Source organism: Arcticibacterium sp. SM2516 (assembly GCF_057914865.1).
Genome location: NZ_CP195290.1, coordinates 691,825 through 707,185 on the forward strand (window position 1 = coordinate 691,825; position 15,361 = coordinate 707,185).

The window sequence follows — 15,361 nt, forward strand, 5'->3', positions numbered from 1 at the left end:
TACTACTTCTTATCTTTTTTCTTTTGTTGATATTCATTCCAAGTTTTTTCAGATTGTGCTCCCCATATGCCATCTGCGGTTACTTTATAGCCAGCTTTAATTAACTCTTCCTGTCTTTTCTTGGCTTCTTCCTTGGATATGGTTTGACTTGTTTTGGTCGGCTCAGTCTTTTCTTCTTTTGGTTCTTCCTTTGATTGAGTTAAATCGGTGATTTTACTTTTAAGTGTTTGAATTTCTGATTTCAAATCACCAATTGTATTTTCATACTTTTCAATAATTACATTTTCTGATTTCGCTTTCGCATTTGAAATATCATCTTTAGAATTCCTTGGTCGCAAAAAATACATTAGTAGTATGTTTACCATCAAAAGGCTAATTGCTACCATCAGTAGCATTTCGTGTAGTTTTAGTTTTTTTTTGACTTGATGAAAGTCTTGAGCGACCCCATTAAATTGGTTTCTGATTTCATTTATTTCCATGTCATTATAATTTGTTTGCTTTTTTTGTTGTAAGGATGTTGGGATAAATTCTTCTTCTTTTTCTTTTGGAAAAGAAAAATCTTTTGGCGGAAGAATTGGCTTTAAATCTGCCATATTATTAAGTGGAATAATGATAGCTGAAATGTCATCTTCCTGGAGTTCTTTATTTTCCCAATATTTTAAACAGAATTCATGTAATTGCTCAAAATTCCTAATTCCTAAAAGTTCTGTTATTGTAGATGGCTTTTTCAGAATAAGCCTACTAAGAGCATCCGTGGCTAAAATCAGAACATCCGAAGGCGAAAATTCAAGGGTTCTTTGCTTAAAAAATGTTTCATCAATTTTATTTTGTAAAAGTTGCTCGGTATTAATGAAATAATTATTAGCGTCTAAACTATCCACATCAGCAAAAGGAAATGGAGTAATTTTGTTTTCAGAGTTTAGTAAAAATAAATTTGTATCACCGCATGAAATTACGTCAAGTTTGTTTTGCACTGTGAATTGCAAACCAATAAAGGTGGCTGTGCCACCTTTATTTTGTTTTGCTTTTTCTAACGATGCTTTAGCTGGATTGGTGCTGAATTCGAATTTTGCACTTTTGTATAATTCTACCTGCTTGGTAAATGAAGTTATAAGCTCATTTGTATTGAATATTGGGTTTGCTACAAATTCTTTTGTAATTATCTCTGCCCAAATTTCGGAATTGAAACTCTGTGTTGTTCCATCTGCTAATGCAAAAGTTGTCCTTTCTGAATTTACTGCATACTTATCCTGTATGTATTTAAATTCATAAGATGCTCTTTTGTGAAGTTGTAAAACTGTTATGCCCATTACTGTGGTGTTCCGATATTTAAGAAGTTAATTAAGTCTGTGGCATTACCATTGAAAACATAACCTTTTGCATTATGTCGAATGTCATACCCTTTCTGTTGGGCTATTCTTATCATGTTTTCATCAAGTGGCGTGGACATCTCGAATAGAAGCCTTTCAAATTTGTCACCTGTATTTACTTCACTTGGGAATAATAATTTGTCACCTGCTCTTGTCGAAATATGAATGTTTAAAACGCTAACTGAACCGTAGTTGGTTCTCAAGCTTTTTATTTGCTCTACCTGACTTTTTAAAGCATTAAAATTGCTTCCTGCGTCAGTGGCTTCACCGTCAGTTATGTTAATAATGATGGGTGGATGGCAGTCTCTATGATTTCCCCAGTTTATCCAGTCATTACAAAGTCGTTTAGCATTTTCAAAAGCCTTTGTCATTGGGGTATTACTCACCGAATAAGGTTTAATCCAAATGGGTTTATCGTTTTCTTGACCAAGAGGAAACTCAAAAATATTTTTAATTGAAACTACCCATTTCCCTGATAGTTGACCTTCCCAGCCTGATTGAACAACATTTTTCTGTTTGCCATATCCTATAATGGCAATTTCAAATCGGTTTTTGAGTTCGCCACCGCTTCCAATGCAACGTAAACCAACTTCATACAAAATGTCGTTGATTGCATTAGTAACTTCGACCGCTTTTGTATGCGAAGCATTGCCGAATTTTTCATTCATTGAACCGCTTTGGTCAATTAAGTAAACAAGTAAGCAAGGGTTCGTGCTGCTGATTGTAAGATTTCTAATATCGTGCATATTGATTGATTTTATTTGTATAAATCACCGTCCTTGTAACCGCCAGAGTTAGATGGGTTTTCAGTTGATGAATAATTTGTCGTTGGGTTATTGTGTCCTCCGCTGTATCCTCCTTGATAACCGCCTGATGTTCCTGTATTTTGTCCACCTTGGAAAGGTTGTCCACCAATTGATTGAATTCCTTTTGGATTTTCACCGTATTGGTTTGGTCCGGGTTGTCCGTCTTGGAAAAGCATCCATAATGCATAAAAAGGGATTAGTTGCCACCAACCGCTATTCCCAACATCATGACATCTTTTAGCCCCTTGAGCCCAAATAAACCATAAGTATGGAATATAGAAAAGAAATAGAATTGCAAATATTCCGTCATCTCCTGATGAGCCAGAGATTGCACCTACTATAAATGCTATTACATAAAAGATAAAAGTGCCAATAAGGTGACTTAGACCGTACTCTAATCTTCTGATACGACCTTCAAATGAGAATGGATTTTTGAACATGTTGTTTGATTTTAATTGTTATTAATTATTGATTTTGATTTATTTACAAAGTTCGTTATAGGCTTGTAATACATTCTTATTTCCTAACTCGATAGCCTTTTTCAAGTCAGGACAACCATCTTGCCCAAGTGACAATTTTGCAATACCTCTATTTCCTAGTGCCATACTGGTAAATTCAGTATTGTAATTGTCATATTTGATTGTTTGTGTAAAATCTATGATTGCACCTGCGTAGTCTTCTATTTGAAGTTTGGCAAATCCTCTATTATTGCATGCCTTATAATAATCAGGGCGGAGTTTAATCGCTTCGGTATAGTCTGCTATTGCTCCTTTATAATTATTCAAATATCGTTTGTTCAAACCTCTATTGTAATATGCTTCTGACTTCATGTAACTATCTTCTACAGGGTAGTTTTCAATAGCTTTTGTATAAAGACTTATTGCTGCTTCACGGTTTCCGGCTTCTGATTGCATTTTTCCATCATTGTAATATTTTACAGCAAGGTCATGTTTTGAAACATAGTTACCCATTGTGTTTACCATTCCTTTATCTTTTATGGAATAGATGATGTCTAAAAACTCTTTTTGGTCATACTTAAATTCATCCTTGTAAGAGTAGCAATAGGTTATTAAGCTGGCATTTTTGCCAAAGTAGAAGGCAAACATTCCGACCAAATTCCCCTTAATACTTATTCCCATGTCATAGGTGAAAATTAATATTTTATTCTTCGCATCATAATAGTTTTTTCCGACTTTAAGCTCTACTCCAAATTTACCATTAACTAGATTTTCAATTACTTTTTCAAATTGAGGTTTGTTGGTGAAGTATTCCTGAACTTTTTTGATTTCATCTTCATTTGATGAGGTCGCATAAACATTCTTAAAAAGTATGTATGGGTAATCCATATCAGCATTTCCGATTTTCTGATAACAAGCATCAAATTGAATATCTTTTCTATATTCTAAAAAGTCTTTTACATCTTTCATTCGCTGTTGCAATACCTCTTTAGGTAATCTTTTCCAAGTTTTGTCAAAACTTAGTGTGAAACCCAATGGGCTTTCATAAGCCGTTTGGGCAAGCGTTAGCTTGCTCAAACAAAATGTCAATATGATGATTAAACCTATTCTCATTTTTCTGTTTCTACAAATATGGTTTTGATGTAAATCCAATTACTATCAAAAATTCTCCAGTCTCCACGGTGATTGATAACAAGATATAAGATGAGTTCGTCTTTCATGTCGTAAATATTAAATGTCCGTTCATCTTTAACAGTCAAATAGCATGAATAACCTCCATATTCATCCTCAATGTATGTCCTGTTCTTGTATTGTATTGGTAGATTGGTTTTTGCTGTGGATGTTGTCGTATAGCCACTTTGGGCTTTATTGGTAGGGTAGGTGTAAGTGCTGTAATAAAATGTATTGTATTTGCTATCAGGTTCTATCCATCCAGGTTTACCAGTATATGGGTTTGTATTTCCTTTCGTGGAAAAGTTGTCACGATTTGTTGAGTTGGGTGCTGTCCTGAAATACGGTTGAACATAAGTGCCGTCTTTACGATAATAACCGCTCACCTTAACGTGTCGAGGGTTTGTCTGGGCAAAAGTTGAAAATGTCGTGGAAAGAAATAGAAGAACAAACAGGATTGATTTTGTGAAAGTCACTGTCCGCTGTTGCCAAGTGCGTTTGGGCAAAAGCAAATGTGCTGCAACTGTGTCGGCTTGTGCGATGGGTTGCAGCTCTTTTGATTTTGCTGAAGCGTTGGCTTGTCTGTTCATTTTTCTGTCGTTATTTTCCTGTTCGTGTCGTCTTTTAGCATGACCGGTAACATTAGCGTAGATCTACTTTTGGCTTGAGGTGTGTCTCCCGATAGCTATCGGGAGCGTTATTGTCTGGACTTCTTCAAGTTCTAATTTGAACTACTTTTTATCAAAAATATCGAAATTATCCATAAAGTCTAATGGACTCTTCACTGTTTTATTATTAACGGCCAAAACATGGGTATAAACCTCGGTAGTCTTGCTACTGCTGTGACCTAGCATACTCTGAATTAACCGTAAATTAACACCTTCTTGCAGCAAATGTCCGAGCGTCGGCCGGTAGCGAAACTATGCCTTAGTGTATGTACCGTTCCCCATGGATTTGTACCCGATTGCTCAATAGCATTTCTTAAGACTTTTTGAATACTTTTTGTTGAATATTGTCCTCCATCCTGCCCCTCAAAAAGCCAATAGGACGGTCTATGAGCTTTAAAATAAATTCTTAATACATCTTGGTGATAGTACCGTTTTTCTATCTTTTTTCCCTTTGGAATCTTTTACAAAAATGTAACCCTCATCACTATGGATATCTGCTATTCGTAAGTTAATAGCCTCGCTAATTCTAAGGCCAGCACTATAAATGGTGAGCAATACCGCTTTGTGCTTGATGTTTTTAGGTGCGGTCACAATCTTCAATACTTCCTCTTTGCTAAATATATTTGGCAGTGATTTCGACTTATTGGGTCTTTGAATGTCATAGTATTCCCTTGGCCTGCCTAAGACATGCTCATAATACGCCTTTATGGCATTTATCACCATGTTTTGTTTGCTATCGGATATCTTATACTTCGTTTTTAGATGATAAACGTATGACTCAATCTCGTCTTTTGTGATTTCACGAAAATCTCTAGACTTAAAAAAACTAAAGAAATAGCTTAGTTCTCCTAAGTAATTTTTAATAGTAGCTCTACTGAATGATTTTAAAATAAACTTTTGTTCACAGAGAGCCATGGCGTTCTTTTGCGATTCATCCAATATTACCTTTGGATTTTTAATTATCTTATTATCAATATCTTGAACCGTAAAGCGACCTTTGAATCTAGTGGCAATTAGCCTTTTGTTTTCCTTTGTGTTTATTAAGCTCCAAAGCTTCTGAGTGGGATGATAGAAAGAAGAATTTTGAGATTTTATTCATTTCCTATCATCTTCCATTGCATATGGAATATAGCGTTTAAACCGTTGGCTTCTGGGCTGAGGGGTGTACACGATAACAAGCTGCATCTTTTTCTTATTAATAAGTGGTAAATAAAAAGAAAGGAATTGAATAAAACCCGAATACAAATGCTTATAATCGTTTACAAACGTTTCTTAACCGTTAGTAACGGATATTGTAATATTTGACCTAATGACTTAGTTTTATGCCATATAAATTCATTAGTCGTTTCATAATATGTCAAAATGTAAAATTTGCAAGACAAAATTGGTGGGAAGAAAGGACAAGTTATTTTGCTCTATTAAGTGTAAGAATTTGTACCATGTTAGCTTAAGAGCCGTTACCACCAAAGAAGCCTTTGCCATAGATAGGCATTTGCATAGAAACAGGTCTATACTTTTAGAAATAAAGGGTACAAAACTCAAGGTGCCAAGAATACGTTTAGAAGAGAAGAAATTTCATTTCAAATACATGACCCATTATCACCTCAATTCTCAAGGGAAAACCTTACATTATTGTTATGATTTTGGATGGATGGATTTCTCAGATGATGAAATATTGATAGTTAGAAGTTAAATAAAAACCACCTCATCTACGATATCTTGACCCATTTCTTTATTGATGAGGCTAATCAATTTCGATTTAGCCAATACCAGTTCTTGGCGGAGTGGGGCAGAGGTAATCCTCAGAAAAAGCGTGCTGCTTTTAATAAATATCTTGTCGGTTCTGGATGCTATCGTTTGGCCCATTATTTTCTCCCATGAGGCCACAAGGTGGGTTTCGTTGTATTTGGATTTTAGATTAAAAGATTCCAAGAAGTCATTTAAGGCATCTTTCAAAGGCATAGCCTGACTATTTCTGGTACTTTTTCTCACTGATTTATATTGATTCACTGTTTACCTAAGTTACGAAAAAATGCCGCATTTGCAAGTTCCGTGTGGGTGATAAAAAAAGAAAACCTGCCAGACCATTACGCCGACAGGTTTAAATAAAGTGGGTAAAATTATTTCTTTTTACCTATAGCATTTTTCTCAAAAGTAAGCTTAGCAGCTCCACCAGTTGAAATAGTAACGGTATCGTCTTCTGTACTCACTACTTTGCCATGAAGACCACCAGAGGTTACTACCTCATCGCCTGGCTTCAGTTCATTCACCATTTTTTGTTGGTCTTTTTGTTTCTTTTGCTGTGGTCTAATCATGAAAAAATACATGACCGCAAACATACCTGCCATAAGAATTAAAAAACTATAATTTCCTGCTCCAGCATCTGCTTGTAGTAATACCATTTTAATTAGTTTAAGTTTAATATTTTATTTCAAAGATTGATTATTGAGCTGTAGCAGTAGAATCTGCCGCCAGCACGGTAGCGGTAAAAGAAAGTGTTTCTTGACTGTTTGTAGCATTAGATATAACACCCACTGTCTTTTTATTGACACCTACTTTTCCGGCACTATTAAAGTTTATAACAATTTCGTCCGACTGACCCACACCCACCATTCCTACTGGCTTAGAAGCTACTGTGCAGCCACATGAAACATTTACAGCTGTAATTTGAAGAGGGTCTGTACCTGTATTTGTGAATTTAAAAGCATGGCTTACTTGGTCACCTTCGTTAAGTGTACCAAAATCGAAGTTTGATTCTTCAAACGCTATCACCGCATTAGAAGTAGTTGCCGCTTCAGCTCCTTCGGTGCTGTCACTGCTCGTATTACAAGAGAAAAGAACAAGGCCTAAAAAAAGGCTAGCAAGGATTTTCATGATTTAGATTTTATTTGGGACATTAAGTTTTCTACATCTTCCAGTAATTTTTCAGCCTTTTGACGTGCCTCATTCACTACTTTTTTTCCGTCGGCTTTGGCTTTACTATCTACATCTTTTCCGCCTGCCATTTCTATGGCTACTTCGTCGCCTCTTTCTATAAGGTCTGCTATAAATTCTTCTAGCTGACCTCGGTATTTACCTAGCTTTTCTGCTAGTCTGTCTCTAGTGATTTCACCTTTTTCTGGTGCATATAATATGCCTATGGCCGTACCGGCGGCTATACCAGCTAAGAAAGCGAAAAACGAACCTGATGATTTGCTCATATCTATAATTGATTTAGTGCTTAAAATTATCTCAAAAAGCCATTTAAGGCAATTTTTACCGTTTATTTATTATCTAACATGCCACGTCCAGACTTCTTGATTTCGCCATTAGAAACCAACTCTTTCGATAGTTTATCTAAAACACCATTCACAAACTGCCCACTTTTAGGTGTACTGTATTCTTTGGCTATTTCAATAATCTCATTAATGGTCACTTTTACAGGAATACCAGAACACTCCATCATTTCTACCAGTGCCATTTTCAAAAGAATCTTGTCTGTCTCTGATATTCTATCATACTCCCAGTTTTTTAAACTTGGCAATATCATTTTCATCAGTTTATTTTCTTCTTTAACGCAGTTTTTGAAGAGTATCATCAAAAAATCTTTGCGTTCTTGCCATGTTTCATCTGCTCTAGCTATGGTGAGTTCTTTAGTTTCTTCATAATTCTGGAAACTGTGAGCCACCATGGCTCTTAGGGTTTCTTTGTCTTCCGACCAATAGAGGTGGTATCTTTCAAAGAAGTTGCTAGAAATATCATTTTTTAGAAAAACATTTTTTACTAAGTATTTCAACAAAGCAATCTCTTCCTCTAATGTATGATTTAGGTTTTGACAGTATTCTTGGTATTTAGGATTGACTTTTAGAACCTGATTGTAAAGACTTTTTACAAAGTCAATCTCTTCGTCCCAGTTGAACCCTAATCTTAAGTTAAGCAGTTCAAAGTCTTTATTAACATCAAGTTCCTTCAATAGTTTGTTAGAACTCAATCTACTTTTACCTTCATGATGAATATCTTTGTCTGCCATTTCTGCCAGAGCCACATAAAGGTTCATGAGCATAAGATAAACTTCAAAAACCTTATCGGCATCTTTCAAAGTTCTTATGGTAAAGTTATCAAAATCTGTCCGATTTCTTTCTAAAAAGAAGCTACTGGCTTTTCTTACGACTTCTTTTACTTCTTTTGGTAGCTCAAAATCTTCGGTATCACCTGCTATCGAGAAATCGTCTTGAAGCTGCTGAAGTCCCAGTCTTGTTAAACCCTGTAATTTTACTCTATCCTGAACTTCCATGGAGTTTAGATCCGGTGCAAAAGCCTCGTGGATTAAGTCTTGAGCTAATAGAAAATTAGCTTTTTTAGACTGCTCGTAGGCATATAAAGATTGCATAGCCCTAATTCGAATCAGACGTCTGTTCAGCATATTTGGTCAAAGAACTGTTAATTGTGCCGCAAAGATAATTAAAAGGATTTGAAGATAAATGGCTAATTCGGCCTAATTTTGAAAGTATCTCATATAATTAATCTAAGAATTGGCCTTGAGCTACAAAACACATCGTATTTTTATCTCTTTTTTACTGCTTTGCCTTTCGCTAAGTAGTTTGCCGCTTTCGGCTCAAAACAAGCTCAGTTCACAGGAAGCGAAGAAAGACTTGGACTTTCTGTATAAAAAAATGATGCAGATTCATCCTGGATTGTTCCGGTATCAGAAGGCAGAAGATTACGAAAATATCTTTAAAGAGATTAAGGAGTCTTTAGTGGATTCTGTGAGTTATTTGGACTTTTTTAATAAAATGGCTCCTTTAGTTTATGAGGTAAAGGATTTACATACCAGTCACACGCACAGTAAATCTTGGAGCAAGGAGCATCCCAATGTCCTGCCGTTCATTACAAAAAACATAGCGGATAAGAATTTAATTCAATATAACGCATCTTCAGATACGACCTTCTTAAAAGGACTGGAGTTAATAGAAATTGACGGAAAGCCTATAGCGGAAATTAGAGATGAACTGAAACAGAAAATAGGAACAGATAATGGGAATATTGTGGCAAAAGAGCTCTATTCCTCTAGACTGCTTTATGCCTATTACCCCAAATATTTTGAATTAAAGGATTCTGTAAGTCTAGTAACACGCAGTATTGAAAATGACTCCATAACACCTTTTAAACTGGCCACGATATCCAAAAAGAAGATGGGGGCTATCATTGCCATGCAATATCCAAAACAGCTTAGGAAAAATCTCCATTACAGCGTGATAGATTCGAGTTTATCCTTGGCTAAAATTGATATTACATCTTTTGTGTTAAAAAACTCACCACTAGATGTTTTTCAATCCAAGTTTGGAAGAAAACTAAAGAAGAATTTCAAACAAATAAAAAAAGATGGTATTGAGAATTTGGTGGTGGATTTAAGAAGTAACGGTGGTGGCTATATTCCTAATGTGGGTAAGGTACTCAAATATCTGGTAGATGAGCCCTTTAAGCTTGTAGACACCATGGCATTCAACAGAAGGGCTTATTACAAGATTTTTTCTCCCTTTAATGTTTTGCCCCCTTTAGTGGCTCCGTTTTATTTTAATAAGAAAGACGACGAGTATAGATACCGAGCCAATGGTAAGCCACCTAAGAAAAAACCTTCTAAATGGACCTTCGACGGAAACCTGTATGTGTTTATGGATGGAGGTTCTTATTCTGCTACAACTTTTACTATAAGTGTTTTAGATGATATGGGTAGAGCCACTTTTGTAGGCGAAACACCTGGTGGAGCCAACTGGGGCAGTCATGCAGGAAGCTGGTATATAGCCAAATTACCCCATAGTAAAATCAGGGTTAGGATTCCGGAATACCGTATCGTACATACAAGAAAAAAACGAGCCTATGAACCTTTTTTTGTAGAGCCCGATATTCCAGTAGAATATACCTTGGAAGACTTTAACAAAAACATAGATAGTTACGAAAGGGTTTTGATAGAGAATTTGAAAGAAGATTAGACGAAATTCAATACTTCAAAGTCCGTTAAATCATCATTAAAAGAAGTGAAAATGGCTGGATAGCCTAGGTCTACTTTACAGATTTCCTTATCTTGTCCTATGGCTTTAGCGGGCCTTTCGGTAGCCATGTCAATAGCTGTTTCTAGTGGAATGTCGACCAGTTCTACAGCATTTTTAATACAATCCCCCATAGAAACGGCAGAGCCAGCCAAGTTACCATCGCTGTTGATGTATTGGCTATCTACAAGGGTCGCATCAAACTCTTCCCATTGAAATTTGAGTTTCTTTTGGCCTAAGAAAAGAGCATCCGAAATGATAAATAGCCTGTCGGGCTTGGCGTTAAAAGCTACTTTAGCGGCATCAAAATCGCAGTGTTTCCCGTCTAAAATAATAGGTGCCCAAATCTCCTTACGAGCGAGTGTAGCTCCTACAAGACCCGGTTTTCTGTGGTGCAAACCGGACATGGCATTAAAGAGATGTGTCACCAGATTGACACCCAAATCAAAGGCCTTGTTGGCTTCTGTATTGGTGGCATCAGAATGACCTGCCGAAATGCAAATGCCCGAATCTTGTATCATTTCTATTTGTTCGTCTGTAAACTGTTCAGGGGCAATCGTCATTATTTTAATGAGGCCTTTGCCTGCTTCCAAAATACCTGCCAGTTCTGTATTGCTTGGTTTTCTGACATATTTGGCCAGATGTGCCCCGCGTTTTACTGGATTTAAGAATGGCCCTTCCAGATGTAAACCCACCACGCCTGACTTAGGATTTTGGTTCATGTATTCCTTAATAGCCGTTAAACCTTTTAATATATTTTCTGGCGAGGAAGTAATGACGCAGGGCAAAACGTAAAACGTCCCCGTTTTTACGGAGGCCGTAAAAATATCGTCAATGGCTTCTATACTTACTTCTTCTGTCAAATAGAGTTTCTCGCCACCATTAATATGTGTATCAAAAAACGGTGCAGCGATGTTTTGATAAGTAGGATTGCCTTCATGGTTTTCAATCGCCGTTATTTTACCATTTTCAAAAGAGATGGTTTTATTATTTAAAACGGTTCCGGCCGTAAAAAGTCTTTTGGTAGAAATGGAAGGCATTTGGCTTGATATTTTTGTAGTTTAAAGGTAGTACTCTTAGGCTAGTTTTAAATAGATGGAAATAATATTTTGAGAAAAAAAATGGAGAATAGTGTGATATTTCAGCGTGAGCTACGACTAACTAATTGAATTCAAAAAAAAACGGTTTGAATACAGAAAAAGCATTTGTAGAAACTATAAAAGAAAATGAAGCCCTCATTTACAAGGTGACTGCCGTTTATGGGAATGATGCGGAAGATAGGAAAGATTTGTACCAAGAAATAGTGCTGCAACTGTGGAAGGCTTTTGAGAAGTTTAGAAACCAGTCGCAAGTTTCGACTTGGCTTTATCGCGTAGCACTTAATACCGCCATCACAAGGTTAAGAAAGAAAAGGAATCAAGGACAGATGGTGGCTTTAGATGCGGGATTGAATATTTTGGAAGAAGCTTATGACCCGCTTTTAGAAGAAAGAAGTAAGCATCTGTATAGGCATATAAGTATGCTAAACGACATAGAAAAAGCGGTGATTTTACTTTTTCTGGAAGACAAAAGTCACCAAGAAATAGCTCAAATTACAGGACTCTCTGTGAGTAATGTGGGCACTAGAATGACACGCATTAAAGAGAAATTAAAAAAGGGTTTTGCTAGCGTTTAGTGATAGCCTTTATCTAAAAAATATAGATATGGAATTAGAAGAGATGAAAAATACTTGGCAAGAGCTGAGTATGGAATTAGAAAAGCAAAAAAAGCTTACCAATGAGATTATCCTGAAAATGGCTCATGAAAAAAGCAAGAACAGTATAGGCAAGATGGTAGTATTTGAAACGGTAGCTGGCTTGGGAATGTGTGTTGTGCTTTTGGTGGGTTTGTTAGGCAGTATGCTGAACGGTAGTTTCCAAACAACGCCGCTGGCCATTTGTGCTTTATTGAGCGGAGCGTTATTCATTTTTTCTGGCTATATATCTTGGGATTTTATTGCTAAAATGAAGAAGGTAAATCTTTTAGAAAACAGTATAGTAGAGAGTCAAAAGAACTTTTTGGCTTTGAAGAAAGCTGCAGTTTTTTATAAGAAAGTGGGACTTTACAGCAGTTTACCTACCATGATTTTCTTTATTCCAGTGGTTTTGAAGGTATTTATTGGAAAAGATATTTTTCAGGATTTCAGTGCTGCCAAAGATGATCTTTTAGCAGTAATTGGCTTTTCATTATTAATAGCTATCCCTTTAATTTTTATTCTTTTTAAGTTTTACAATAAGAATATGAAAACTACAGGTGATGCCCTAGAGCAAGCAGAAGAACTTTAAATATGAAAATAGAATCAATAGCTGGTAAAGGAAGTTTTAAACTTACGGATGGAGGCGTATTGATAACAGAAATGATCTATGAAAATTGGTGTTCTCATAAAGTATCTGCCAAGCATAAAGGAAACTTCATTGAAATAAAACCAACTAGTTTTTGGCAAAGTAAAGTATCGATTTTTAGGAATAGGGAAGAGGTGGGTGAAATGCAGTTTAACTGGCGAGATCGATACAAATGAACTATGGAGATTCCAATATGTGTCAAAGAATGCGGTCCGTTAAATCCGAATTATGCATTGGAGAATCGTAATCATTTTTAAAAATCAGACATTTAAACGAGATGAGCATAGCGTTTACCCTGAGCTTACCGATGGGAAGCAATTTCGCTACGATCCCGATTTCTATCGGGAGATTTTCTAACGCATAAAGCGGGTTAAAGAATAGATAAAATGAAAGAAGTAAAAAAGGCGATACCTGTACTCATAACAGCATTAATTTGGGCTACAGTGATGATAGTTTGTACAAGTGCATTAAAAGAATCTGGTGCTTATGGCGAGATTAGAAATGTTCTGCTTGGCGGAGCATTTATGAACATCATGCTATGGTCTGGCAGTGCGGTTTCGGAACGGAAAGCAAGCCGTTCGAAATGTGCTGGTGAATAGGTATTCGCCTATTCCATGTCTGGTTGGATTGAGCTAAGAAAGTACCCGTTAATTCTGGTACTTTCTTAAGAATCTTTCTCGAAAAATTCTCTAATTCTTCTGGATTTATCTTTTCCAACCAAGGCTATTAACTCTTCTTCAGTAGCATTTCTTAGATTTTGAATGCTTTTGAAATGGCTCAGAACTTTTGTGGCGGTAGGTTTACCAATACCTTCTATAGATTCCAAGCTGCTGTTAATAAAACCTTTGCTTCTTCTGTTTCTGTGATGGGTAATACTGAAACGGTGAGCCTCATCACGGCAGCGTTGAATAAGCTTCAGGGATTCTGATTTCTTATCGATGTAAAGTGGGAGGCTGTCTTCTGGGAAGTAAATTTCCTCTAATCTTTTAGCAATACCAATGATGGGAATTTGACCATAGATACCTAAATCTTTTAAGGCCGAGACAGAGGCAGAAAGTTGGCCTTTGCCGCCATCAATAACTATCAGGTTTGGCAAATCTTCTTTCTCTTCTAAGAGCCTTTTGTATCTTCTGTAAACCACCTCACGCATGGTGCCAAAATCGTCAGGCCCTATTATTGTTTTTGGAATATAATGGCGATACTCCTTTGTGCTTGGCACGCCGTTTCTAAAAAGCACCATAGCAGAGACAGGGTTTGTACCTTGGATGTTGGAGTTGTCAAAACACTCAATATGCCTTGGCAGGTCCTTCAGCTGTAAATCTTGTTTCAGTTTTATAAGAACCCTATCACGCTTATTTGTAGCTCCGCTTTTTGCAATAGCATCTCTTTCGGCTTTTTCATGTCTATAGTACATCACATTTCTCAAAGCCATTTCTATAAGCTTACGCTTATCACCAATTTTGGGTACTATTACCTCTGCCTTTAAGTCGGTGTCTACTTCTATATTAGAGAAAATTTCTCTGGCTTGGCTTTCATATTTGAGCCTTATTTCAAACATAACCTTTTCTAATACCTCATCATCTGGCTCTTCAAGTTTTTTCTTGACTTCAAAATTCTGGGTTTGAATAATGGTACCGTTACTTATTTTTAGATAACAAACATACGAATTGTCTGCATCAGACTGAATACCAAATACATCTGCATCTTGTATAGATGGGTTTACGACAGTGGCCTTGGCCTGATAATTAAGTAAAAAGTCTTGTTTTAGTTTATATTCATGAGCCTTTTCAAACGAGTGACTGGCAGCAGCTTCCTGCATTTTTCTGAGAAAATATTCTTTAGCAGGAGCCAGGTTTCCTTTTAAAATATGATGGACTTGGTCTATTTCATGCATATAGTTGGCCTCATTTTGTAAGTCTTCACAAGGCCCCAAACAATTACCAATATGATATTCCAAGCAAAGCTTATATTTCCTAGCAGCCACGTTTTCTTCCGACAAGTTATACTTACATGTCCTGATGGTATAGAGCTGTGTGAACATGTCTAAAAGTGCATACATGGCTTTCACATTTACATATGGTCCATACATTTTTCCTTTACTTTTATCTTCAATGCGTCTCGTCTTTATAATTCTAGGAAATCGTTCATTGGTCACACATAGATAAGGGTAAGTTTTATCATCTTTTAAGAGGATGTTGAACTTAGGCTGAAGCTCCTTAATCATGCTGTTCTCCAGCAAGAGGGCTTCCCATTCTGATAAAACAACCGTGTATTCTAGTTTTCGAATACTGATTACCAGCCGCTTTGTTTTTCTGTCTGCTCGGTCAAAATTATAGAAATAGCTGCTAATTCTATTTTTGAGATTCTTGGCTTTACCTACGTAAATGATGGTGTCATTTTCATCAAAGTATTTATAAATTCCGGGCTCATTGGGAAGGAGCGGAATCTTAGATTTATAATCAAATTTGATGTTTGCCATGCT

General features: G+C 36.4%; 21 protein-coding genes. 6 read left to right on the plus strand and 15 right to left on the minus strand.

The genetic code is table 11. From position 1 onward, the window contains the following. Positions 1-2: 2 nt before the first annotated feature. The 8 genes from ACSBFT_RS02880 to ACSBFT_RS02915 form a co-directional block, all read right to left on the minus strand. On the minus strand, positions 3-1,310 hold the full coding sequence (locus tag ACSBFT_RS02880; protein WP_489603357.1) for a hypothetical protein: 1,308 nt from the start codon (positions 1,308-1,310) through the stop codon (positions 3-5). Further along, the gene (locus ACSBFT_RS02885; protein WP_489603359.1) at positions 1,310-2,038 is read right to left on the minus strand and encodes a hypothetical protein; all 729 of its coding nucleotides are present in this window, start codon (positions 2,036-2,038) and stop codon (positions 1,310-1,312) included. The genes ACSBFT_RS02880 and ACSBFT_RS02885 overlap by 1 nt, the downstream gene beginning before the upstream one ends. An 89-nt stretch (positions 2,039-2,127) precedes the next feature. After that, complete coding sequence (locus ACSBFT_RS02890; RefSeq protein WP_489603360.1) at positions 2,128-2,616, minus strand: DUF805 domain-containing protein; 489 nt, start codon at positions 2,614-2,616, stop codon at positions 2,128-2,130. 39 nt (positions 2,617-2,655) lie between these two features. Next, complete coding sequence (locus tag ACSBFT_RS02895; protein ID WP_489603361.1) at positions 2,656-3,747, minus strand: tetratricopeptide repeat protein; 1,092 nt, start codon at positions 3,745-3,747, stop codon at positions 2,656-2,658. Then, positions 3,744-4,394 carry a hypothetical protein gene (locus tag ACSBFT_RS02900; protein WP_489603363.1) on the minus strand — a complete coding sequence of 217 codons (651 nt, stop codon included), beginning with the start codon at positions 4,392-4,394 and terminating at the stop codon, positions 3,744-3,746. The genes ACSBFT_RS02895 and ACSBFT_RS02900 overlap by 4 nt, the downstream gene beginning before the upstream one ends. A 141-nt stretch (positions 4,395-4,535) precedes the next feature. Then, the gene (locus ACSBFT_RS02905; RefSeq protein ID WP_374755593.1) at positions 4,536-4,658 is read right to left on the minus strand and encodes a hypothetical protein; all 123 of its coding nucleotides are present in this window, start codon (positions 4,656-4,658) and stop codon (positions 4,536-4,538) included. Positions 4,659-4,666: 8 nt separating this feature from the next. Continuing rightward, positions 4,667-4,930 carry a tyrosine-type recombinase/integrase gene (locus ACSBFT_RS02910; RefSeq protein WP_489604859.1) on the minus strand — a complete coding sequence of 88 codons (264 nt, stop codon included), beginning with the start codon at positions 4,928-4,930 and terminating at the stop codon, positions 4,667-4,669. Continuing rightward, entirely contained in the window at positions 4,866-5,411 is a 546-nt protein-coding gene (locus tag ACSBFT_RS02915; RefSeq protein WP_489603365.1) for a tyrosine-type recombinase/integrase, read from the minus strand. The genes ACSBFT_RS02910 and ACSBFT_RS02915 overlap by 65 nt, the downstream gene beginning before the upstream one ends. 493 nt (positions 5,412-5,904) lie before the next feature. Here ACSBFT_RS02915 and ACSBFT_RS02920 point away from each other — a divergent pair, with 493 nt between their 5' ends. Next, positions 5,905-6,165: a hypothetical protein gene (locus ACSBFT_RS02920; protein ID WP_489603366.1), complete on the plus strand. Its 261-nt coding sequence runs from the start codon at positions 5,905-5,907 to the stop codon at positions 6,163-6,165. On the opposite strand, the gene ACSBFT_RS02925 is transcribed toward ACSBFT_RS02920, so the two are convergent. From ACSBFT_RS02925 to nusB, 5 genes are all read right to left on the minus strand, one after another. Beyond that, the gene (locus ACSBFT_RS02925) at positions 6,162-6,464 is read right to left on the minus strand and encodes a DciA family protein (protein WP_489603368.1); all 303 of its coding nucleotides are present in this window, start codon (positions 6,462-6,464) and stop codon (positions 6,162-6,164) included. The two genes, ACSBFT_RS02920 and ACSBFT_RS02925, sit on opposite strands and share 4 nt — an antisense overlap. Positions 6,465-6,592: 128 nt before the next feature. Then, positions 6,593-6,874: a preprotein translocase subunit YajC gene (yajC, locus tag ACSBFT_RS02930; protein ID WP_463048982.1), complete on the minus strand. Its 282-nt coding sequence runs from the start codon at positions 6,872-6,874 to the stop codon at positions 6,593-6,595. A gap of 40 nt (positions 6,875-6,914) precedes the next feature. Beyond that, positions 6,915-7,346, minus strand: a complete 432-nt coding sequence (locus ACSBFT_RS02935) for a DUF1573 domain-containing protein (protein WP_463048981.1) — start codon at positions 7,344-7,346, stop codon at positions 6,915-6,917. Beyond that, a complete protein-coding gene (locus ACSBFT_RS02940; RefSeq protein ID WP_463048980.1) occupies positions 7,343-7,672 on the minus strand; it encodes a YtxH domain-containing protein in 330 nt (109 codons plus the stop codon). Before ACSBFT_RS02940 ends, ACSBFT_RS02935 begins: the two co-directional genes overlap by 4 nt. A 62-nt stretch (positions 7,673-7,734) precedes the next feature. Continuing rightward, on the minus strand, positions 7,735-8,874 hold the full coding sequence (gene nusB, locus ACSBFT_RS02945) for a transcription antitermination factor NusB (RefSeq protein WP_463048979.1): 1,140 nt from the start codon (positions 8,872-8,874) through the stop codon (positions 7,735-7,737). Between the two features lie 115 nt (positions 8,875-8,989). Here nusB and ACSBFT_RS02950 point away from each other — a divergent pair, with 115 nt between their 5' ends. Then, the gene (locus ACSBFT_RS02950; RefSeq protein ID WP_489603371.1) at positions 8,990-10,441 is read left to right on the plus strand and encodes a S41 family peptidase; all 1,452 of its coding nucleotides are present in this window, start codon (positions 8,990-8,992) and stop codon (positions 10,439-10,441) included. Here ACSBFT_RS02950 and nagA read toward each other — a convergent pair. Beyond that, positions 10,438-11,538, minus strand: coding sequence for an N-acetylglucosamine-6-phosphate deacetylase (gene nagA / locus ACSBFT_RS02955; protein ID WP_489603373.1), 1,101 nt, complete (start codon positions 11,536-11,538; stop codon positions 10,438-10,440). The genes ACSBFT_RS02950 and nagA overlap by 4 nt on opposite strands. A gap of 146 nt (positions 11,539-11,684) precedes the next feature. Here nagA and ACSBFT_RS02960 point away from each other — a divergent pair, with 146 nt between their 5' ends. From ACSBFT_RS02960 to ACSBFT_RS02975, 4 genes are all read left to right on the plus strand, one after another. After that, entirely contained in the window at positions 11,685-12,173 is a 489-nt protein-coding gene (locus ACSBFT_RS02960; RefSeq protein ID WP_489603374.1) for an RNA polymerase sigma factor, read from the plus strand. A gap of 28 nt (positions 12,174-12,201) precedes the next feature. Continuing rightward, positions 12,202-12,822, plus strand: coding sequence for a hypothetical protein (locus ACSBFT_RS02965; protein ID WP_489603375.1), 621 nt, complete (start codon positions 12,202-12,204; stop codon positions 12,820-12,822). Positions 12,823-12,824: 2 nt separating this feature from the next. Further along, positions 12,825-13,055 (plus strand): hypothetical protein, encoded by a 231-nt coding sequence (locus ACSBFT_RS02970; protein WP_489603376.1) that lies wholly within the window; start codon positions 12,825-12,827, stop codon positions 13,053-13,055. Positions 13,056-13,265: 210 nt separating this feature from the next. Next, positions 13,266-13,478, plus strand: coding sequence for a hypothetical protein (locus tag ACSBFT_RS02975; RefSeq protein ID WP_489603377.1), 213 nt, complete (start codon positions 13,266-13,268; stop codon positions 13,476-13,478). A gap of 65 nt (positions 13,479-13,543) precedes the next feature. Here ACSBFT_RS02975 and uvrC read toward each other — a convergent pair whose 3' ends face one another. Further along, complete coding sequence (uvrC, locus tag ACSBFT_RS02980) at positions 13,544-15,358, minus strand: excinuclease ABC subunit UvrC (protein ID WP_489603379.1); 1,815 nt, start codon at positions 15,356-15,358, stop codon at positions 13,544-13,546. Positions 15,359-15,361: the final 3 nt, after the last annotated feature.